Source organism: Actinoplanes subtropicus (assembly GCF_000721705.1).
In the GTDB taxonomy this organism is placed as follows: domain Bacteria; phylum Actinomycetota; class Actinomycetes; order Mycobacteriales; family Micromonosporaceae; genus Actinoplanes; species Actinoplanes subtropicus.
This window is the reverse complement of record NZ_JOJL01000028.1, coordinates 155,621-175,511: the sequence shown is the minus strand read 5'-3', so window position 1 is coordinate 175,511 and position 19,891 is coordinate 155,621. Positions and strand designations below refer to the sequence as shown.

The 19,891-nt window shown below is 71.1% G+C and carries 17 protein-coding genes and 1 pseudogene; 13 read left to right on the top strand and 5 right to left on the bottom strand.

Annotated features, from left to right (window positions below; genetic code table 11):
* The first annotated feature begins 144 nt into the window (after window positions 1–144).
* From IH26_RS0136000 to IH26_RS0135985, 4 genes are all read left to right on the top strand, one after another.
* Complete coding sequence (locus IH26_RS0136000) at window positions 145–867, top strand: type II secretion system F family protein (RefSeq protein ID WP_030440745.1); 723 nt, start codon at window positions 145–147, stop codon at window positions 865–867.
* 87 nt (window positions 868–954) lie between these two features.
* Window positions 955–1,140 (top strand): DUF4244 domain-containing protein, encoded by a 186-nt coding sequence (locus IH26_RS0135995; protein WP_030440744.1) that lies wholly within the window; start codon window positions 955–957, stop codon window positions 1,138–1,140.
* A complete protein-coding gene (locus IH26_RS0135990; protein ID WP_030440743.1) occupies window positions 1,140–1,496 on the top strand; it encodes a TadE family type IV pilus minor pilin in 357 nt (118 codons plus the stop codon). Before IH26_RS0135995 ends, IH26_RS0135990 begins: the two co-directional genes overlap by 1 nt.
* On the top strand, window positions 1,493–1,894 hold the full coding sequence (locus IH26_RS0135985; protein ID WP_030440742.1) for an Rv3654c family TadE-like protein: 402 nt from the start codon (window positions 1,493–1,495) through the stop codon (window positions 1,892–1,894). Before IH26_RS0135990 ends, IH26_RS0135985 begins: the two co-directional genes overlap by 4 nt.
* On the opposite strand, the gene IH26_RS0135980 is transcribed toward IH26_RS0135985, so the two are convergent.
* Window positions 1,875–4,151, bottom strand: a complete 2,277-nt coding sequence (locus IH26_RS0135980) for a DEAD/DEAH box helicase (RefSeq protein ID WP_425394425.1) — start codon at window positions 4,149–4,151, stop codon at window positions 1,875–1,877. The genes IH26_RS0135985 and IH26_RS0135980 overlap by 20 nt on opposite strands.
* Window positions 4,152–4,313: 162 nt before the next feature.
* On the opposite strand from IH26_RS0135980, the gene IH26_RS0135975 reads away from it, so the two are divergent.
* The 6 genes and pseudogenes from IH26_RS0135975 (at window position 4,314) to topA (ending at window position 12,297) form a co-directional block, all read left to right on the top strand.
* Window positions 4,314–4,673, top strand: a complete 360-nt coding sequence (locus tag IH26_RS0135975) for an STAS domain-containing protein (RefSeq protein WP_030440740.1) — start codon at window positions 4,314–4,316, stop codon at window positions 4,671–4,673.
* Window positions 4,670–5,110, top strand: a complete 441-nt coding sequence (locus IH26_RS0135970; RefSeq protein ID WP_030440739.1) for an ATP-binding protein — start codon at window positions 4,670–4,672, stop codon at window positions 5,108–5,110. Before IH26_RS0135975 ends, IH26_RS0135970 begins: the two co-directional genes overlap by 4 nt.
* A 224-nt stretch (window positions 5,111–5,334) precedes the next feature.
* Complete coding sequence (locus IH26_RS0135965) at window positions 5,335–7,692, top strand: sodium-translocating pyrophosphatase (protein WP_030440738.1); 2,358 nt, start codon at window positions 5,335–5,337, stop codon at window positions 7,690–7,692.
* Between the two features lie 80 nt (window positions 7,693–7,772).
* On the top strand, window positions 7,773–8,303 hold the full coding sequence (locus tag IH26_RS0135960; protein WP_030440737.1) for a hypothetical protein: 531 nt from the start codon (window positions 7,773–7,775) through the stop codon (window positions 8,301–8,303).
* 1 nt (window position 8,304) lies between these two features.
* Window positions 8,305–8,598 (top strand): annotated as a pseudogene (locus tag IH26_RS63385) (hypothetical protein); the annotation flags it as partial.
* A gap of 927 nt (window positions 8,599–9,525) precedes the next feature.
* On the top strand, window positions 9,526–12,297 hold the full coding sequence (topA, locus tag IH26_RS0135950) for a type I DNA topoisomerase (RefSeq protein ID WP_030440735.1): 2,772 nt from the start codon (window positions 9,526–9,528) through the stop codon (window positions 12,295–12,297).
* Here topA and IH26_RS0135945 read toward each other — a convergent pair whose 3' ends face one another.
* Entirely contained in the window at window positions 12,298–13,599 is a 1,302-nt protein-coding gene (locus IH26_RS0135945) for a D-arabinono-1,4-lactone oxidase (RefSeq protein ID WP_030440734.1), read from the bottom strand.
* Window positions 13,600–13,736: 137 nt separating this feature from the next.
* On the opposite strand from IH26_RS0135945, the gene IH26_RS0135940 reads away from it, so the two are divergent.
* Window positions 13,737–14,366: a TetR/AcrR family transcriptional regulator gene (locus tag IH26_RS0135940; RefSeq protein ID WP_030440733.1), complete on the top strand. Its 630-nt coding sequence runs from the start codon at window positions 13,737–13,739 to the stop codon at window positions 14,364–14,366.
* A 4-nt stretch (window positions 14,367–14,370) separates the two neighbouring features.
* Here the strand turns inward: IH26_RS0135940 and IH26_RS0135935 are convergent, their stop codons facing one another.
* Window positions 14,371–15,591 (bottom strand): amino acid deaminase/aldolase, encoded by a 1,221-nt coding sequence (locus tag IH26_RS0135935; protein ID WP_030440732.1) that lies wholly within the window; start codon window positions 15,589–15,591, stop codon window positions 14,371–14,373.
* A 166-nt stretch (window positions 15,592–15,757) separates the two neighbouring features.
* Here IH26_RS0135935 and tmk point away from each other — a divergent pair, with 166 nt between their 5' ends.
* Window positions 15,758–17,908: a dTMP kinase gene (gene tmk / locus IH26_RS0135930; protein ID WP_245665812.1), complete on the top strand. Its 2,151-nt coding sequence runs from the start codon at window positions 15,758–15,760 to the stop codon at window positions 17,906–17,908.
* A gap of 12 nt (window positions 17,909–17,920) precedes the next feature.
* On the opposite strand, the gene IH26_RS0135925 is transcribed toward tmk, so the two are convergent.
* Complete coding sequence (locus tag IH26_RS0135925; protein WP_030440730.1) at window positions 17,921–18,454, bottom strand: type 1 glutamine amidotransferase domain-containing protein; 534 nt, start codon at window positions 18,452–18,454, stop codon at window positions 17,921–17,923.
* 98 nt (window positions 18,455–18,552) lie between these two features.
* Window positions 18,553–19,011, bottom strand: coding sequence for a DUF2231 domain-containing protein (locus tag IH26_RS0135920; RefSeq protein ID WP_034216687.1), 459 nt, complete (start codon window positions 19,009–19,011; stop codon window positions 18,553–18,555).
* A 390-nt stretch (window positions 19,012–19,401) separates the two neighbouring features.
* Here IH26_RS0135920 and IH26_RS0135915 point away from each other — a divergent pair, with 390 nt between their 5' ends.
* Window positions 19,402–19,845 carry a DUF6232 family protein gene (locus IH26_RS0135915; protein ID WP_030440728.1) on the top strand — a complete coding sequence of 148 codons (444 nt, stop codon included), beginning with the start codon at window positions 19,402–19,404 and terminating at the stop codon, window positions 19,843–19,845.
* Window positions 19,846–19,891 lie beyond the last annotated feature (46 nt).

Sequence of the window (19,891 nt, the reverse complement as noted above, 5' to 3'; positions counted from 1 at the left end):
CCTGGCCGCCCTGGTGGGTCGTCGGCCTGGCCTGCCGGACGATCGGGATGCCGTGGGAGCCGCGCAGGTCGGGCTTCCAGCGGATATGTCCGGCGCGGGGTTGATGTGTGCGGCGGTCGAGGCCGAGCTGCAGGTGGCGCCGTGATGGTGGCGTTGGTCGGGGCGGTGCTGCTGGTCGTGCCCGTGGTGTGGCGGCGGGGCGCGCGGCGGCGGCTCGATCGGCTGCGACGGGTTGGCCTGCCGGCGTCGGGGAAAGCGGGCGGCGGCAAGGCGCCGGACGCGGGACGGATCGGGATCGGGCTGGTCGCGGGGGCGGCGGTCGCCGGGCTGATCGGGGCCTGGTGGGGAGTGCCGGTGGGACTCGCCGCCGCGGTGGCCGTCGAGCGGTACCTGCGGCGGCAGGAGCCTCCGGCGCAACGGCGGGAGCGGCTCGCCGCGGTGGCGAATCTGCCGCTCGGGGCCGACCTGCTCGCGGCGGTGCTGCGGGCCGGCGCGCCGATCGACCGGGCCGCCGCAGCGGTGGCCGACGCGCTCGGTGGGCCGCTCGGCGAGCGATTGCGGCGGACCGCCCGTTCGCTGCGGCTCGGCGCCGAGCCGGCCGAGGCCTGGGCGCACCTGGCCGGGCTCGACGGTGCGGACCGGCTGATCGCGGCGGCCGTCCGGTCCAGCGCGAGCGGAGGCGCGCTGGCCGGGGCGCTCGGCCGGCTCGCCGACGACCTGCGGGCCGATCGGGCCGTGGCGGTCGAGGCGGCCGCTCAGCGGGCCGGGGTGCTGATCGTGCTGCCGCTGGGGCTGTGCTTCCTGCCGGCGTTCCTGCTGGTCGGCGTGGTCCCGGTGGTGATCGGCCTGCTCAGGGACGTGTTCTGACCTCCGTGACCCGGTGAACCGGGGAGTTACGGAATCCGACAGCGGCCACCGCCCGGCCGCTGGCAACCACAACCGAAGGAGAACCACGTGCGCAAACTGATCGCGAACTTTGGCCGGCTGCGGACCACGGCCGGTGACGACGGGATGAGCACTGTCGAGTACTCGGTGGGCACGTTGGCCGCCGCGATACTCGCCGGTGTCCTGATCAAGATCGTTGGCGGCGATCACGTGAATGCGGCCCTCACCGCGCTCTTCGACCGGGCGCTGAAGTGATCCGGCGCCGGCAGCCCGGGCGCGACCGGGGAGCCTTCACCGTCGAGTTCGCGGCTGGGCTGCCGGCGCTCATCCTGCTGCTCCTGGCCGGGCTCACCGCGGTCGCGGCGGTGACCGCGAAGGGGCAATGCGTCGACGCCGCCCGGGAAGGGGCGTTGGCCGGCGCCCGCGGGGAGCCGTCATCGGCGGCGGCGTTGCGGGTCGCGCCGCCGGGGGCCGAGGTGGACGTCGCCGGTGACTCGGAGACGGTCACGGTGGTGGTGCGGGCGCCGGTGCGGTTGCTGGGCAGCCACCTGCCGGCGATCACCGTGGAGGGGCGCGCGGTCGCGGCCCGCGAGCCTGAGGAGGCCGGATGAAGCCAGGAGATCGCGCGGGACCACGCGTCGAGCAGGCGGGCGAGGGGCCGGATCAGGGTGCGGCGTCGGTTCTGCTGCTGGGGGTCGGACTGGTGCTGGTGCTGGCCGGGCTCGGCGGCGCGGCCATCGGGACCGCCCGGGTCGCTCGGCATCAGGCCCAGAACGCCGCCGACCTGGCTGCCCTGGCCGGGGCGACCGACGCGGTCTTCGGCGAGCCGGTGGCCTGCGCGCGGGCGGCCCGCTTCGCCGCGGCCAACGGCGCCCGGCTGACGTCGTGCACGGTCGACGGCCTGGAGATCGTGGTGCGGGCGGAGGTGGCGGTCCAGCCGTTGCCCGGGGTGCTGCGGAAGGCCGCCGCGAGTGCCCGCGCCGGCCCGATCAGCGCTCCGGCGGGGTAGCGCGAGAGCGAGGGTCGGGGGCTGGGGTGGCCGCGAGGGCGGTCAGCACTGCGTCGAGGACCTGGATGGCGCCTGGTTTGTGCAGGGGGTTGTTGCCGTTGCCGCACTTTGGGGACTGGACGCACGACGGGCAGCCGGTCTCGCACCCGCACGCCGCGATCGCCGCGCGGGTTGCGCTCAGCCATTCCGTCGCCGTCTCGTAGGCGCGTTCGGCGAAGCCTGCCCCGCCCGGGTGGCCGTCGTAGACGAAGACCGTGGGTGCCTCGGTGTCCATGTGGTTGGCCGTGGACAGGCCGCCGATGTCCCATCGGTCGCAGGTGGCGATCAGCGGCAGCAACCCGATCGCCGCGTGCTCGGCGGCGTGCAGGGCGCCCGGGAAGTCCGGCGGCTCGACGCCGGCCGCCTCCAGGGCGCGGGGCGACACCGTGAACCACACCGCGACCGTACGCAGTTCGCGTGGCGGCAGGTCGAGTGGCCGGGTGTCGATCACCTCGCCCGAGCCGATCCGGCGGCGCTGGTAGGAGACCACCTGGTTGGTCACGTCGACCTCGCCGAGGAACAGGCCGACCGGGCCGGCGTTCACGTACGAGCGGACGCTGACCACCGACAGGTCGGTCACGTCCCGGGCGTGGGTCGACCAGTCCGGCTCCTCCTGGTGCACCAGCGCCACCGCGTCCTCGAGGTCGAGGTCGTCCACCACGAACGAGATGCCCTGATGCAGGTAGACCGCCCCGGTGTGCAGCATCGCGTGCGACGACCCGGCGTCGACCGTGCCGAACAGCCGGCCGGTGGACGACTCGACCACCGACACCGGCGCGCCGCCGGTGCCGCGCAGGTCGACCTCCGGCCGCCCGGTGTGCGTCCAGTACCAGCCGGAGGGCCGCTTGCGCAGCGCCCCCGACGAGGTGAGCCCGTCCACCGCCGCGCGGGCCGACCCGCCGCCGAACAACGCGAGGTCCGCCGCTGTGAGCGGGGCCTCGGACGCCGCGCAGCAGAGTTGCGGCCCGAGCACGTACGGGTTGCCCGGGTCCAGCACCGTCGCCTCGACCGGCCGCCCGAACAGCGCCGACGGGTGATGCACCAGATACGTGTCGAGCGGATCGTCCCGGGCGACCAGCACCGCCACCGCCGGCTCGCCCGCCCGTCCGGCCCGCCCGGCCTGCTGCCACAGCGACGCCCGGGTGCCCGGATAGCCGCAGATCAGCACGGCGTCCAGCCCGACCAGGTCGACGCCGAGCTCCAGCGCGTTGGTCGAGGCCAGCCCGAGCAGCTCACCGGAGAGCAACTGCTGCTCGATCTCCCGCCGGTCCTCCTTGAGATAGCCGGCCCGGTACGCCGCGACCCGCTCACCGAGCCCGGGCACCGCCTCGTCCAGCTGCCGCCGGGTCACCGCGGCCACCACCTCGGCACCGCGCCGGGACCGGATGAAGGCCAGCGTCCGGGTGCCGGCCACGATCGCGGCGGTGAGCAGGTCGGCCGTCTCGCGCAGCGCCGACCGCCGTTCCCGCGGCAGGTCGTCGGCGGCCGGCGGCAGCAGCGGCGGCTCCCAGAGGGCGAAGGTCAGCGCCCCGCGCGGCGACGCGTCCTCGGTCACCGCGGTCACCGGCACCCCGACCAGGCGGGACGCGGCCTCGGCCGGATCACCCGAGGTGGCCGACGCGAGGATGAACGTGGGATCCCCGCCGTACCGGGCGGCCAGCCGCCGGAGTCGACGCAGGACATGCGCGACGTGGGAGCCGAACACTCCGCGGTACGTGTGGCACTCGTCGATCACGACGTACGCAAGCCGGCGAAGGAACGACGCCCAGCGTTCGTGTCCCGGAAGCATCCCATGATGCAACATATCGGGGTTTGTCAGGACGAACCGGGAATGCTGGCGGACCCAGTCGCGCTCCTCCCGCGCGGTGTCACCGTCGTAAGTGGCCGGGCGTACGTCCGGAAGACCGAAACCCGCCACGGCGCGCAACTGATCCGCCGCGAGCGCCTTGGCCGGCGCGATGTAGAGCGCCGTCGCCCGCGGATCATCGACGAGCCGGGTGAGCACCGGCAGCTGATAGCCGAGCGACTTCCCCGACCCGGTCCCGGTCGCCAGCACCACGTGTTCGCCATCGAAGGCCAGCGATGCCGCGGTGACCTGATGAGCCCACGGGGCGGTGATGCCGCGCGCCCCGAATGCGCTCACCACCTCCGGCGGTGCCCACGCCGGCCACTCGGCGGAGACACCCGGCCGGGCCGGCACTCGTTCTACGTGGGTCACCAACGGGGAATCGAGCCGCGGTCGGTGGGCCGTGGACGTCACGCGAAGCACTCTGACACCGGTATGGGCCGAACCTCAAACGGGTACCCCGAGGGTGCCGTGCATCGCGGCAACCCGGGCGGTGGTTAGATTCGCAGGGGAGATCCGCAGGGAGGAGGAGCGATGGAGCTGTCCCTTGCGACTCGCATCGTCGCCGAGCACACGGTGCTCGAGGTGGGCGGCGAGGTCGACGTCTACACGGCTCCGAGGCTGCGGGAGCGCCTCGTCGAGCTGGTCGACGCGGGCGCTCGTAACGTGGTCGTGGACCTCGGCGGCGTCGAGTTCCTGGACTCCACCGGCCTGGGCGTGCTGGTCGGCGCGATGAAGCGGCTGCGCGTGGCGAACGGGACTTTCGGCCTGGTGTGCGCCAAGGAACCGCTGCTGAAGATCTTCCGGATCACCGCGCTGGACCAGGTTTTCCCGATCTACCCGACGATCGAGGCGGCGACCGCGGACGGCGACGGCAGCGGTCCAGCTTCGTGATGGCGACGGTTCGGCTGTCCTTCTCGCCGGCGCCGGTGCATGTCCGGACGGCTCGCCTGGTCGGCGTGGCGGTGGCTCGGCGGGCGGGGGTCGCCGAGGAACTGCTTGACGAGGTACGGCTGGCGATCGGCGAGGCGTGCACGCGGGCGGTGGCCCTGCACAACCAATACGGCCTCCCCGATCTCGTCACGGTCGAAATGTCTGATTCGGACTCATATGCCGTTCGGGTGATTGATCATGCCCCGATCGAGGCAAGTGTCGGGCTGGCCAAGTTGCCCCCGGATGAACTCGCCGACGAGTCGCTGACCGACGAGGCGCTGACCACCGGCGTAGGCTTCGCCCTGCTCGCCGGATTTGTCGATGACCTGCAGGTTCGCCCCGTCGAGGACGGCCCGGGCACCGAGGTCCGAATGGTGTGGCCGGTCCAGCGCCGCTGAGCCGGCAAAGACCCGCCGCGCTAACACAGCGGCGAACATCACCACGACACGGCCGGAACCGGGTGTGACCATCACCACGGGCGGCCGATACAGTACGCGAGTTATCAGCTACTGCTCCTGGTCCCGCGTCCGCGGGGCCCAGTTGTCGTCTCCCCGGCAACGGGGATGCGCCTGGCCGGGTTCGTCCGTCGGCTCCGGGCGCGTTGGTGTACAGGAGGACATTGATGTCCGGGACTTTGATAACTTCTGCCGCGGGCGGAGTGTCCCTGAAAGGTTCGAACGTCACATTCGTCATCGTCGCGCTGGTCTTCGCGCTGATCGCGCTGGGCTTCGCGGCGATGTTCGTCCAGTCGGTGCTCAAGACCGGGCGCGGCACCAAGAACATGCAGGAGATCTCCGGCGCGGTCCAAGAGGGCGCGACGGCGTACCTGTTCCGCCAGTTCAAGACGCTGGCGATCTTCGTGGTCATCGCGGTCGTGCTCCTCTTCCTCCTGCCGGTGCACAACACCGACAACGAGGTATGGGTCAAGATCGGCCGGTCGCTCTTCTTCGTCGTGGGCGCGGTCTTCTCGTCGTTCATCGGCGGCGCGGGCATGGCGCTCGCGACCCGCGCCAACCTGCGGGTGGCCGCGGCCGCCGGTGAGGAGGGCGGTCGCGAGACCGCGATGGGCATCGCGTTCCGCACCGGTGGTGTGGTCGGCTTCCTCACCGTGGGCCTCGGCCTCTTCGGTGGCGCGCTGGTCGTGCTGATCTTCAAGAGCGACGCCCCGACCGTGCTCGAGGGCTTCGGCTTCGGCGCCGCGCTGCTCGCCATGTTCATGCGGGTCGGCGGCGGCATCTTCACCAAGGCCGCGGATGTCGGCGCCGACCTGGTCGGCAAGGTGGAGCAGGGCATTCCCGAGGACGACCCGCGGAACGCCGCGACCATCGCCGACAACGTGGGCGACAACGTCGGTGACTGCGCCGGCATGGCGGCCGACCTGTTCGAGTCGTACGCGGTGACCCTGGTCGCCGCCCTGATCCTCGGTCAGGCCGCGTTCGGCCAGGACGGCCTGATCTTCCCGCTGATCGTCTCTACGGTCGGTGTCGTGATCGCCATCCTGGGCGTCTTCATCACCCGGTTGCGTCCGTCCGACAAGAACGGTCTCACCGCGATCAACCGGGCGTTCTACATCTCGGCCGTGGTCTCGGCGATCGTCGTGGCCGTGGTCAGCTTCATCTACCTGCCGTCCAGCTTCGCCGGCTTCAACGACTCCGGGATCGCGGCGGAGATCGTCAACAGCGGCCGCAACCCGCGCTTCGTGGCGATCGGCGCGGTCGTGATCGGCATCGTGCTGGCCGCCGCCATCCAGGCGCTGACCGGCTACTTCACCGAGACCAACCGGCGCCCGGTGCAGGACATCGGCAAGTCGTCGCAGACGGGCGCGGCCACCGTGGTGCTGGCCGGCATCAGCGTCGGCCTCGAGTCGGCGGTCTACTCGGCGGTGCTGATCGGCGCCGGCGTGTACGGCGCGTTCCTGCTCGGCGGCTCGTCGCTGACCCTGTCGCTGTTCGCCGTGGCGCTGGCCGGCACCGGCCTGCTCACCACGGTCGGCGTCATCGTGGCCATGGACACCTTCGGCCCGATCTCGGACAACGCGCAGGGCATCGCCGAGATGTCCGGCGACATCGACGAGAAGGGCGCCCGGATCCTCACCGAGCTGGACGCGGTCGGCAACACCACCAAGGCGATCACCAAGGGCATCGCGATCGCGACGGCCGTGCTCGCGGCGACGGCGCTGTTCGGCTCGTACACGAACACGCTGCGCTCCTCGCTGACCGACGCCAAGGTGCCGAACATCGACGACGTGGTTTACGGCCTGCTGAACATCGCGAACCCGCGCAGCCTGGTCGGTCTGCTGATCGGCGCGGCCGTCGTGTTCCTGTTCTCCGGGCTGGCGATCAACGCGGTGTCCCGCTCGGCCGGCGCGGTCGTGATGGAGGTCCGCCGCCAGTTCCGCGAGCACCCGGGCATCATGGACCGCACCGAGCGGCCCGAGTACGGCCGGGTCGTCGACATCTGCACCCGGGACGCGCAGCGCGAGCTGCTCACCCCCGGCCTGCTGGCGATCATGGCCCCGATCGCGGTCGGGTTCGGCCTCGGCCCGGGCGCGCTCGCGTGCTACCTGGCCGGCGCGATCGGCACCGGCACGCTGATGGCGGTCTTCCTGGCCAACTCCGGTGGCGCCTGGGACAACGCGAAGAAGCTGGTCGAGGACGGCTCGTACGGTGGCAAGGGCTCCGAGGCGCACGCCGCGACGGTCATCGGCGACACCGTGGGTGACCCGTTCAAGGACACCGCCGGCCCGGCGATCAACCCGCTGCTCAAGGTGATGAACCTGGTCTCGCTGCTGATCGCTCCGGCCGTGGTGAGCTGGAGTTTCGGCAAGGACGCCAACACCCCGCTGCGGGTGACCATCGCCCTGGTGGCGGCGGCGATCGTGGTGGTGGCCGTCTTCATCAGCAAGCGCAAGCCGATCACGATGGGCGACGACGCTCCGGCCTCGACCGGCGACAAGCCGACCGAGCGGGTCAGCGCCTGACGAAGGTGCGGGGGTGTCCATCGACGGGCACCCCCAAGCACCATGGAAGGTTGTCACACCCGGGCCGTACGCTGCTTCCCATGCGTCCGGCCCGTCCCGTCTCGGTGGTGCTCCTGTTCGCGCTCGTGCTGGGCGTTGCGGCCTGCTCCACCGCGCCCGACGCGCGCGCCTGGGCCTCCTCGGTCTGCACGGCGCTGAACCCGTGGCGTTCCGAGATCGCCTCGCTGACCAGCCGCGCCCAGCAACAGATCACCGTCAATACGACCCCCGGCCAGGCCAAGGAAAACCTGAGCCGCCTCTTCTCCGGCGCGCACGACGCGAGCGAGAAGGCCCGGGCCGATGTGGCCAAGGCGGGCGTTCCCGACGTGCACGGCGGCAAGCAGGTCGCCGACGGCTTCACCGGCGCGCTGGCCGGCCTGCGCGACGCCTACGGCCGGGCCGCCACCGGCATCGAGGGCCTGGCGATCGCCCCCGCCAAGACGTTCTACGCCCAGGTGGAAAAGGTCGTCAACCAGCTGAATGCGGAGTATGCGGCGAGCAGCCTCGACACCACCAAGCTCAATTCGCCGGAGCTCAAAGAGGCCTTCGACGAAGTGCCCGAGTGCCGGTGAGATGACCGACACCGGGTGGCCGCTGATCCCGCGCGAGGTGCTGCCCGCGCCGGTCAAAGCTGCGAAGCGTCGGCCCGTGGTGCGCCCGTCTCATCCCGATCCGGGTCGGCAGCTGCCGTTCTTCGGCGCCGAGACGACCGAGCCCTCGCCCGCCGATCTCGCCGGTCTCCTGGCCGGTCCGGGCGTGCTGGGCCGGATGGGCGGCACCGCCCGCGTGTCGGTCGAGGTCGATGCCGCCTGGCGGGTGCACGTCCTGGTCGCCGAGCTGGTCGCCCGCGGCCTGACCGCGCACTGGCGCCCGATCCAGCAAGATCAAAGGCAAGATCCAGTGCAAGATCAAATTCCCGGGCCAGACGTACGCGTCGACGCCGCCGACCCGCTCGACGAGGTCTATCCCGAGCCGGATGCGTGGCCCGAGTCCTCCGCCGCGGATGATCCGGCCGCCGACGATCTTGTGGATGATGGCCAGGGAGATCCACGACACTCGGGCGCCGGCCGGCCTCCGCCAGCATCTGGGGAGCTCTCTCTCACAACCGGCCGGCGTTCGGGCCTGACCGATGCGGAGGAGTCGGAAAAATCGGATTCGTTCGCCGGGTCGACACCCCCGGGCGAGCAGGACCCCAAGGAGGCTTTTCGCAAAGACGCAGAAGCGGATAAAGCCGACGAACCCGAGCCGCGCCCGCGGTTCGAGGTGCTCACGGCGTACTCCAGTCGGTTGAACGGCCTGGCCCGCGCCTGGCCGGCGGCCGCCGCGCAGCTGTTTCTCTCCGGCCCCCGGCTGCGTCTCTGGGTCGCGGCCGCGGGCGAACCCGTGCCGGGCGGGTACGCTTTGGGCTTGGACCCCGTCAAGGATCCGGCGGCGATCGACGCTGCCCTGGTCCGGGTCGGTCTCGCCGGTCGGCTCTCCGCTGACGGGCGTCACTATGTAATAGCTGGGAAACGCCGGCTTCGGCGCCTCGCCGAACTGGTCGGTGAGCGCCCCGATGCGGCGCCCGAGCTCGTGTGGCCGTTCACAGCGACCGCATGATCTTCCTGGATTGTGTGCGACACGACTCACCTTTCGCGGTGTACGGTGTCGCCGTCGGACGCGTGCGGTGGCCGGACCGTTACCATCCGACTCCGGGGTTCCCCGGGAATGCGTGTTCCTCCGGCGCGTTACGTTGAAAGTCTGTGCGCCGCCGGTGGAGATGGCGGAACGCTGAGTGCGAAGTTTGGGAGTGCCGTGCCGAGTAACACCAGGACGACCCGTCTGGTCATCGTCGAGTCCCCGTCGAAGGCCAAGACGATCGCCGGTTACCTGGGCCCCGACTATTTTGTCGAGGCCTCGTTCGGCCATGTCCGCGACCTGCCGCGAAATGCCGCCGACGTGCCCGCCAAGTACAAGGGCGAGTCGTGGGCGCGGCTGGGCGTCGACGTGGACAACGGCTTCCATGCGCTCTACGTCGTCTCGCAGGACCGCAAGCAGCAGATAGCCAAGCTGCAGAAGCTGGCGAAAGAGGTGGACGAGATCTTCCTCGCCACCGATGAGGACCGCGAGGGCGAGGCGATCGCCTGGCACCTGGTCGAGACGATCAAGCCCAAGGTCCCGGTCAAGCGGATGGTCTTCCACGAGATCACCAAGCCGGCCATCCAGGCCGCCGTGGCCAACCCGCGCGACATCGACCGCGACCTGGTCGACGCGCAGGAGGCCCGCCGGATCCTCGACCGCCTGTACGGCTACGAGGTCAGCCCGGTCCTGTGGAAGAAGGTGATGCCCCGCCTCTCCGCCGGGCGGGTCCAGTCGGTCGCGACGCGCATCGTGGTCGAGCGGGAGCGGCAGCGGATGGCCTTCCGCACCGCCGAGTACTGGGACATCCTGGCCACCCTCGCCGTACAGGGAAAGATCGAAGGTCCTAGGAACTTCCAGGCGACCTTGATCGCTCTCGACGGCGACCGCATTGCCACCGGCAAGGACTTCGAGCCCACCACCGGCCAGGTCCGGCCCGGCGCCGGCGTGGTGCACCTGGACGAGTCCGGCGCCCGCGGCCTGGCCGCCCGCCTGGAGGACCGGCCGTTCACGGTCACCCGGGTCGAGGAGAAGCCGTACCGCCGCCGCCCGTACGCGCCGTTCATCACCTCGACGCTGCAGCAGGAAGCGGCCCGCAAGCTGCGGTTCTCCGCCTCGCAGACGATGCGCACCGCGCAGCGGCTGTACGAGAACGGCTACATCACGTATATGCGTACCGACTCGGTGAACCTCTCCGAGACCGCGCTCACTGCGGCCCGCCGGCAGATCGGCGAGCTCTACGGGGCCAACAACGTGCCGCCGCAGCCGCGCCGCTACACCGGCAAGGTGAAGAACGCGCAGGAGGCGCACGAGGCGATCCGCCCGGCCGGCGACAACTTCCGGACCCCGGGCGAGGTGGCCAACGAGCTGTCCGCCGACGAGTTCAAGCTGTACGAGCTGATCTGGCGCCGGACGATCGCGTCGCAGATGACCGACGCCGTCGGCAACTCGGTGAGCGTGCGGATCCGGGCGATCTCCACCACCGGTGAGGAGGTCGACTTCGCCGCCTCCGGCAAGACGATCACCGACCCGGGCTTCCTGCGCGCCTACGTCGAGTCATCCGACGACGAGAACGCCGAGGCCGAGGACGCCGAGCGCCGCCTGCCGACGCTGGTGAAGGACCAGCCGCTGACCGCCGAGGAGCTGGCCGCGGCCGGGCACCACACCACCCCGCCGGCCCGCTACACCGAGGCGTCGCTGGTCAAGGCGCTGGAGGAGCTGGGCATCGGCCGCCCGTCGACGTACGAGTCGATCATGCGGACGATCCAGGACCGGGGCTACGTCGAGAAGCGCGGCCAGGCCCTGATCCCGTCGTTCCTGGCGTTCGCGGTGATCGGCCTGCTCGAGGGGCACTACCCCCGGCTGGTCGACTACAACTTCACCGCGGCCATGGAGACCCAGCTCGACGACATCGCCGGCGGCGACCACGCCGCGCTGGACTTCCTGACCTCCTTCTACTTCGGCAGCCAGACGGCCGGGGCGGAAGACACGATCGCCGCGGCCGGCGGGCTGAAGAAGATGGTGACCGAAAACCTGAGCGCCATCGACGCGCGCTCGGTCAACTCGATCCCGCTGTTCAGCGACGAGGCCGGCCGCAACGTGGTGGTCCGGGTCGGCCGGTACGGGCCGTACCTGCAGCGTCAGCTGCCCGGCGCGACCGAGGAGTCGCCGGACGACCGGGTGTCGATCCCCGAGGGCGTGGCGCCCGACGAGCTGACCCCGGAGAAGGTCAACGAGCTGTTCCTGGGCGGGGGCGGCGAGCGCTCGCTCGGCGACGACCCGGCCACCGGCGAGTCGGTGCAGCTGAAATCCGGGCGCTTCGGCCCGTACGTGCAGGCCGGCGAGCGCAAGTCCTCGCTGTTCCGCAGCCAGTCGCCGGAGACGCTGACCCTCGACCAGGCGCTGCGGCTGCTGAGCCTGCCGCGCGCCCTGGGCAAGGACGACAACGGCGCCGAGGTTCTCGCCGCCAACGGCCGGTACGGGCCGTACGTGAAGCGCGGCGACGACTTCCGCTCGCTGGAGAACGAGGACCGGCTCTTCACCGTCACGCTGGACGAGGCGCTCGCCCTGCTGGCCCAGCCGAAGACCCGGCAGCGCCGGGAGGCCAAGCCGCCGCTGCGCGAGATGGGCCCCGACCCGATCACCGAGAAGCCGATGGTGATCAAGGAGGGCCGGTTCGGGCCGTACGTGACCGACGGCGAGTACAACGCGTCGCTGCGCCGGGGCCAGACGCCGGAGGAGCTCACCGTCGAGCAGGCCTCCGAGATGCTGGCCGAGAAGCGGGCGAAGGGCCCGGCGCCGCAGAAGGCCGCCAAGAAGGCGCCGGCCAAGAAGGCCGCCGACGAGAAGGCGCCCGCCAAGAAGGCAGCCGCGAAGAAGGCCACGCCCGCCAAGAAGACGGCCGCCAAGAAGGCCGCCCCCAAGAAGGCGGCGGCCTCCGCGGAGTGATCAGGCGCCGAGCACCCGGTCCAGGTAGTCGTTGGTGAAGACCCGGGCCGGGTCGAGGCGGTCGCGTACGGCCACGAAGTCGTCGAACTTCGGGTAGGCCGGGCGCAGGTCCGCGGCCGAGCGGTAGTGCAGCTTGCCCCAGTGCGGGCGGCCGCCGAGCGGCCGGCAGAGCGCCTCCACCGCCCGGAAGTACGGCTCGTACTCGACGCCGGTGAACTGGTGCACGGCCACGTACGCGGACTCCCGCCCGTACCCGTGCGACAGCCAGATGTCGTCCGGCCCGGTGAACCGCACCTCGACCGGGAACTGCACCTTGAACGGCAGCCCGTCGATGATCCGTGGCAGCGCCGCGATGACCTCGGGCAGCGCCCCGCGCGGGATCTCGTACTCCATCTCGGTGAACCGCACCCGCCGCGGCGTGCAGAAGACCCGGTCGGACCGCTCGGTGTAGGTCCGCGCGGTCAGCGCCCGGGCCGAGACGGCGCTGATCGTCGGTACCGTGCCGGGCGCCGCCCGGCCGACCCGCATGACCGCCCCGAAGACCGTGTTGGAGAGGAACTCGTCGTCCATCCAGCCGCGGAACTTCGACAGCGGCCGGTCGTGCGCCGGCACCCGGTTGTTGATCTTCAGCTGGGCCCGGTCGGTGTACGGGTACCAGAAGAACTCGAGGTGGTCGTTCGCCGGGATCCACTCGTCCAGCCCGGCCAGCACCTCCGCCAGTGGCATCGGCCGCTCGTCCGCCAGCAGGGTGAACGCCTCCACGCAGCGCAGCGTCACCTCGACCAGGACGCCCAGCGCGCCCAGCCCGAGCCGTACGGCCGGGAAGATCGGATCGTCCTTGCCGACCTCCAGCACCTCGCCCGATCCCGTCACCACCTTGACCGCCTCGACGCACGACGCGAGCGTGGAGTGCCCCACACCGGTGCCGTGCGTACCGGTGGAGATCGCCCCGGCCACCGTCTGCTGGTCGATGTCGCCGAGGGTCGGCATGGCCAGCCCACGCTCGGCGAGCAGGGCGTTCAGCGCGTGCAGCGGCATGCCGGCCTGCACGGTCACCAGCGGCCCGTCGATCGACACGAGGCCGGCCAGCCGGTGCAGGAACAGCCGCTGGTCGTTCGCCACCGCGATCGCGGTGAACGAGTGGCCGCTGCCCACCGCCTTGATGCGGCGTCCGGAACCGGACGCTTCCTTGACCTGGGCCGCAACCTCGTCGACAGTGCCAGGGGTCAGTATCTCGGTCGCGTTGGCCTGCTGGTTGCCGCCCCAGTTGGTCCACCGGCGGGCGCTCACGGGCGTCGTCATTATGGCTTTGTCCTCCATACGAGCGGACAGTCGCACAAAACTGGACGTGTGGAGTGTCCTCCGCGTCCCGTCGATGCGTCTCGCTCGTTGATCCGAGTAACGTTCCGATTATCACTGCTGAGAGGGAGTGGCGACGCGTGTCGACACCAACCGTCACCACCGGGCCGCTGCGGCGCGTCCCGGTGCAGGGCAGAAGCGTTGCCCGGGTCCAGCGCATGCTCGACGCCTGCGCGGAGCTCGTCGATGAGGTGGGCTACGAGGGCCTGACCACGACGCTGCTCGCCGAACGAGCCGAGGTCGCCATCGGCTCGGTCTACCAGTTCTTCCCCGACAAGCGAGCGATCGTGCAGGCGCTGGCCATGCGCAACATGGATGCGTACCTGCAGGGCCTGTCCGCCCGCTTCGGCAGCGAGACCTTCGCCCACTGGTGGGACGGGGTCGACGCGGCCATCGACGTCTACATCCAGATGCACCGCAGCGTCGCCGGCTTCCGCACGCTGCACTTCGGCGACGTGGTCGACGTGCACCTGCTCGACATCGAGCGGGACAACAACGCGGTGATCGCCGACCGGCTGGCCGAGCTGCTGATCGAGCAGTTCCAGCTGATCGACCGGGCCCGGCTGCGCTTCGCCCTGCAGATCTCGGTGGAGGCGGCGGACGCCCTGATCAAGCTGGCGTTCCGGCGCGACACCAACGGCGACGAGGCGGTGCTCACTGAGGCAAAAGCGCTGATCCGGGAGTACCTTCACCGTCACGTGACGGATTGAGCGGTCACCCCAAGAACGCATGGCCCTCTCCGCGGTACGTCGGGGCCGGCGCCGCTGTCTCACCGTCGATCAGCTGCAGCTCGTTGACGTGCTCACACAGTTCGCCGGCCTTCGCGTGACGGAACCATACCCGGTCGCCCGGGCGGAGCGTGGCGGCCGCGTCACCGAGCAGCGGCGTCTGCACCTCGCCGGCGCCCTCGTCGGGCTTGAACCGCAGTCCCTCCGGTAGGTAGGGCTGCGGCAGGCGGGTGCGGTCGGCCGGGCCGGAGGCGATCCAGCCGCCGCCGAGCACGGTGGCGATGTCCGGCGCGGGGCGCCGCACGACCGAGAGCGCGAAGAAGGCGGCCGGGGTGGGCCGCCAGTTCCGGTACGCGTCGAACAGGGCCGGACCGTACAGGCCCGAACCGGCGGTGACCTCGGTGACCACCGGGTCGGCGCTGGTGGCGGCCACGCTGCCGGTGCCGCCGCCGTTCACGAACTCGAGGTCCTTCGCGGTCTCGGCGACCAGCACGGCCCGGACGGCGGCGACCGCCTCGCCGCGGCGCCGGACGAGCTCGGCGTACGACCGGGACTGCATGAGCCGGATGGCCTGGCCGCGCAGGGGCTGGCGGGGCGGCGCGTCGCCGACGCCGGCGATCTGCGCCTCGTACGACATCATCCCGACCAGCTTGAAGCCGGGGCGGGCGACCAGCCGGCGGGCGAGCGCGGCGGCCTGGGCGGCCGAGTGCACGGGGGAGCGGCGTACGCCCACGTGCAGCGGCCCGGGCTTCCAGGACGAGTCGAGCTCGATGCAGATCCGCACGTCGGGGCGGCCGCCCGGCGGGGTGACCCGGTCGACGACGTCCAGGTGGGTCGGGTGGTCGACCATGATGGTGATCGCCGAGGCCAGCGCCGGGTCGGCGGTCAGCTCGGCGATCGCCGTGCGGTCCACGGTCGGGTACGCGACCAGGACGTCGTCGGTCACCCCCTGGCGGACCAGCCAGACCGCCTCGCGCAGGGTGTACGCCATCACGCCGTGCCAGCCGGGCTTGGCCAGCACCCGCTCGATCAGGGTGCGGCAGCGTACCGACTTGCTGGCGACCCGTACCGGCTTGCCGCCCGCCCGGGCCGCGATCTGGGCCGCGTTGTCGTCGAAGGCAGTCAGGTCGACCGCCGCGATCGGCGTCTCGAGCCGGGCGGTCGCCGCGTCGAGGCGCCTCTGCAGGGAGTTGCGGTCGGCAATCACGCCAGCACGGTAACGCCCGGACCAGCAATGCGAAAGAGCTTCACTTTTTGCTTACCCGAACGTGCGAAACCAGGCTTGTCGGAGGCGCCGGTTAGAGTGCACGCGGCGGGGAATCACGGGAGGTACGGCCATCGACACCGAAACGCGAGAAACCGGACCGGTCGACTTGTCGGGGTTCGCAGCCCTGCGTTCCGTCCTGCGTATCCGGCCGTTCCGGCGGCTGTGGCTGGTGCTCAGCCTCGCCTCGTTCGGCGACTGGATCGGCCTGCTCGCCACCGGGATCTTCGCGGCGTCGCAGTTCCACAGCAGCGCCGGGCAGGGCGCGGCGTTCGGCGGCACGATCGCCGTACGCCTGCTCCCGGCTCTGCTCCTGGGCCCGATCGCCGGTGTCTTCGCCGACCGGTTCGATCGCCGCTACACGATGGTCATCACCGACCTGATCCGGTTCGTCTTCTACGGCTCGATCCCGGTCGTGCCCCTGCTGGGCGCCTCGCCGACCGAGGTCGTCGCCTGGGCCGCGATCGCCACGTTCGTCGGCGAGACGATCACGCTGATCTGGATCCCGGCCAAGGAGGCCGCGGTCCCCAACCTGATCCCGAAGTCGCGGATCGAGATCAGCAACCAGCTCACCCTGGTCACCACGTACGGCATCACGCCGATCCTGGCCGCCCTCGTGCTCTCCGCGCTCACCGCCGGCATCCAGCATTCCGGCGCCACCCTGCCGCACTGGGCCCAGCCCGTGCAGCTGGCGCTCTACCTGAATGCGTTCTCCCGGCTGGCCACCGCGCTCACCGTCTTCTTCGGGATCACGGAGATCGGCGGCAAGAGCGCGGAACGTCAGCGCGAGGCCCAGCAGAGCATGTTCCGGCAGTTCGTGGACGGCTGGAAGTACATCGGCAACACCCCGCTCGTACGCGGCCTGGTGCTCGGCATCTTCGGCGCGTTCGCGGCCGGCGGCGTGGTGATCGGCGCGGCGAAGATGTTCGCCACCTCGCTGGGCGCCGGCGAGGCCGCCTTCTACTTGCTGTTCGGCGTCATCTTCATGGGCCTCGCGCTCGGCATCGGCCTCGGCCCGATGATCATCCGGGATCTCTCCCGGCGCCGCTGGTTCGGCATGAGCATCGTGCTGGCCAGCGGCTCGGTGATGTTCCTCGGCGTCGCGTTCCACCTGTCCATGGCCCTGGTCGGCGCGCTGCTGGTCGGCGCCGGCGCCGGCATGGCGTTCCTGGCCGGCACGACCTTGCTGTACGGCGAGGTCGACGACGCCGTCCGCGGCCGGGTCTTCGCGGTGGTGCAGATCGGCGTCCGGATGGTGCTGCTGCTGGCCATCACGCTCGCCGGCTTCCTGGTCGGCCTGGGCAGCTCCCGCCGGATCAGCCTGGGCGCCTTCCACTTCGACATCTCCAGCACCCGGGTGCTGCTGCTGGTCGCCGGCGCGATCGGCATCTGGGTCGGGATCAGCGCGTTCCGGCAGATGGACGACAAGCGTGGCGTGCCGGTGCTCGCCGACCTCTGGGGCTCGGTGCGCGGCCGTCCGCTCGCGTCGGCCGAGGAGTTCGTCCGGCACGGCGTCTTCGTGGTCTTCGAGGGCGGCGAGGGCGCCGGCAAGTCCACCCAGGTCGAGCGGCTGGCCGCGGCGCTGCGTGGCGACGGGCGGGACGTGGTGGTCACCCGCGAGCCGGGCGCCACGGACGTCGGCGCGCGCATCCGTCGGCTGGTGCTCGACAAGGCCGAGGCGCCCGCGCCAAGAGCCGAGGCTTTGCTGTACGCCGCGGACCGCGCCCACCACGTGGCGACCGTCGTCCGGCCCGCCCTCGCCCGCGGCGCCGTGGTGATCAGCGACCGCTACGTCGACTCGTCGCTGGCCTACCAGGGCGCCGGCCGCACCCTGCCGGTCGCCGAGATCTCCTGGCTGTCCTCCTGGGCGACCGGCGGCCTCAAGCCCGACCTGGTCGTGCTGCTCGACGTCGACCCCACCGTGGGCCTGGGCCGGGTCGACGCCCGCGGCCAGGGGCAGGACCGGCTGGAGAGCGAGTCCCGCCAGTTCCACGAGCGGGTCCGGTACGCCTTCCTCGACCTGGCCGCCGCCGACCCGAAGCGCTACCTGGTGCTGGACGCGGCCCGCCCGGCCGACGAGATCAGCACGGCGGTCGCCGAGCGGATGACCGGCCTGCTGTCCGCGGCCCACCCGCCGCCCTCGACCGCCGTGCCGCCCGCCCCCGAGCCGGCCCGCGGGGAGCCGGACGACGAATCCCCGCTCGAGGAGATCGCCGAGCTCTTCGGCATCGAGGACGAGACCCCGCCGCACCGCAAATGAGGCGCGAGCGGGTCAGAGCTGCTGGAGCAGGGCGTCGCAGAAGGCGCTCAGGTCATCCGGCTTGCGGCTGGTGATCAGCCGGCCGTCGACGTGGACCTGCTCGTCGACCCAGGTGGCCCCGGCGTTGGTGAGGTCGGTGCGCAGGCTCGGCCAGCTGGTCAGCGTGCGGCCGTCGACCACCCCGGCCTCGACCAGGGTCCACGGGCCGTGGCAGATCGCCGCGACCGGCTTGCCCGTCGCGACGAAGTCGCGGACGAAGCGCACGGCGTCCGGATCGGTGCGCAGGAAGTCCGGGTTGGCGACGCCGCCGGGCAGCACCAACGCGTCGTAGTCCGCCGGGTCGGCCGCGCCGACCTGCTTCTCGACGGGATAGGTGCCGCCCTTGTCCATGTGGTTGACGGCCTGAATCTCGCCGGTCTTGATGGAAAGGAGCTCGACCCGCGCACCGGCACCCTCCACGGCCTTGCGCGGCTCGGTGTACTCGACCTCTTCCACGCCGTCCGTCGCCAGGAAAGCCACCCGCTTGCCTTGGATCGATGTGCTCATCGTGTCGTCCCTCCTCGGGTCACGCGTTACGCCGTTCCTTGTCGCGTTCCCGGACAGCGACCAGGCAAACGCAAAAGGACGGCGCGGGCGAGGCGGGCTCAATATCCTCGATTTCCCGCCGCGGCCTTGGCGAACGCGGGGGTACGGCCGCGGGACAGCTCGCCGCCGAACCACAGGCCGAAACCCGAGATGGCCAGTGCGAGCAGTTCGAGCAGCAGCAGGCCGACGCCGGCGGCGCGGTTCTGCGCGCCGACCCGGACCATGAGGATCACGGCGAAGAGGACGAGCACCCCCATGTTGACCAGGACGCGCAGCACGCCGACGCGCTTGGCGAGCGGACGGCGGACGAAGGCGAGGTCGATCGCGCCGGCCAGCATGGCGAGGAAACCGCTCGCCAGGCCGGCCACGATGTTCCAGTACGCCAGCGCGCCCAGCATCCCCGGGCCACCGAGGAGCCGGCCGACGTCGAAGATGACGGCCATCGTGAACAGTCCCAGCGGGAACATCACCAGGATGGGTTGCACCGCTTGACCCGCGATGCTCAGGCGGCTCTCCATGCGGTCATCGCCCTTCCTACCTGCGTAAATCGTAGGTTCGTCGTGGCATCCGTGTGGGGCCTACCCGGTGCATACGTCAATGAAACGCCGCAGATGGGCAGGAGTGACGCGCATCAACCCTACCTTGATCGGCGTGTACGCAATCTGCAACCTGGCAGGTTGAATAGTGGCGGATAGCCGGGTGGCGTGCTCTACTACAGATAGAGCAGCAAGGGCGGAGTCGGAGGAGAGACACCGCAACGGCACCCGGCGGCAACCGGGTGCCGTTGTCACCTCTGGAGCTCCGTCGAGAAGCAAAGTTCAACGACGAGCGAGGCGGGGAATTCTCTCAACGCCAATGGTGGCTCGCATTTCCCCGGCTCGCAAGGAGTCACGGGGAGGGAGTTCATCATGCGCATCTACTACCGAGGGCCTGACGTCGTCGTGACCAGCGAGCTTTTCGTCGTGCGGCGCGGTTCGCCGCCCGGCCGGTTCGCGATCCACGACCTCCGCGACGTCTGTATCGCACCTGGTCGACCGGATGGGGTACGCCTCTCCATCGTCGCTCCGCCTGCCGCCGTGGCCGCCCTGGTCGCGGCGGCGGCCGTCTCGGCGGCCGGTGGCGTGCTCGTCGGAGTCGCCATCGCCGTCTCCGCCGCGGGGGCCGGCATGGTCTGTGCGGTGGTTCAGCAGCACCGGCCGCGCCGCTGGGAGCTGCGGGCGACCTATCGCGACTGCCCGGTCCGCCTGTACGCCTCGACCGACGCCCGCGTGTTTCACCAGGTCAGCCGGGCCCTGCGCCGAGCCATCGAGAACGATCAACGACCGTACGCGGGCGAGGCCGCGGCGGCCTGACCCCACCGGCTTGTGCGCAGTCTGCCAGATAGCAGGTTGAGCTGTA

Coding starts and splice junctions, on each gene's coding strand:
- IH26_RS0136000 (WP_030440745.1), top strand. CDS start 145: ATGGTGGCGTTGGTCGGGGCGGTGCTGCTGGTCGTGCCCGTGGTGTGG.
- IH26_RS0135985 (WP_030440742.1), top strand. CDS start 1,493: ATGAAGCCAGGAGATCGCGCGGGACCACGCGTCGAGCAGGCGGGCGAG.
- IH26_RS0135975 (WP_030440740.1), top strand. CDS start 4,314: ATGGAGCTGTCCCTTGCGACTCGCATCGTCGCCGAGCACACGGTGCTC.
- IH26_RS0135965 (WP_030440738.1), top strand. CDS start 5,335: ATGTCCGGGACTTTGATAACTTCTGCCGCGGGCGGAGTGTCCCTGAAA.
- IH26_RS0135960 (WP_030440737.1), top strand. CDS start 7,773: ATGCGTCCGGCCCGTCCCGTCTCGGTGGTGCTCCTGTTCGCGCTCGTG.
- IH26_RS0135945 (WP_030440734.1), bottom strand. CDS start 13,599: ATGACGACGCCCGTGAGCGCCCGCCGGTGGACCAACTGGGGCGGCAAC.
- IH26_RS0135925 (WP_030440730.1), bottom strand. CDS start 18,454: ATGAGCACATCGATCCAAGGCAAGCGGGTGGCTTTCCTGGCGACGGAC.
- IH26_RS0135920 (WP_034216687.1), bottom strand. CDS start 19,011: ATGGAGAGCCGCCTGAGCATCGCGGGTCAAGCGGTGCAACCCATCCTG.
- IH26_RS0135915 (WP_030440728.1), top strand. CDS start 19,402: ATGCGCATCTACTACCGAGGGCCTGACGTCGTCGTGACCAGCGAGCTT.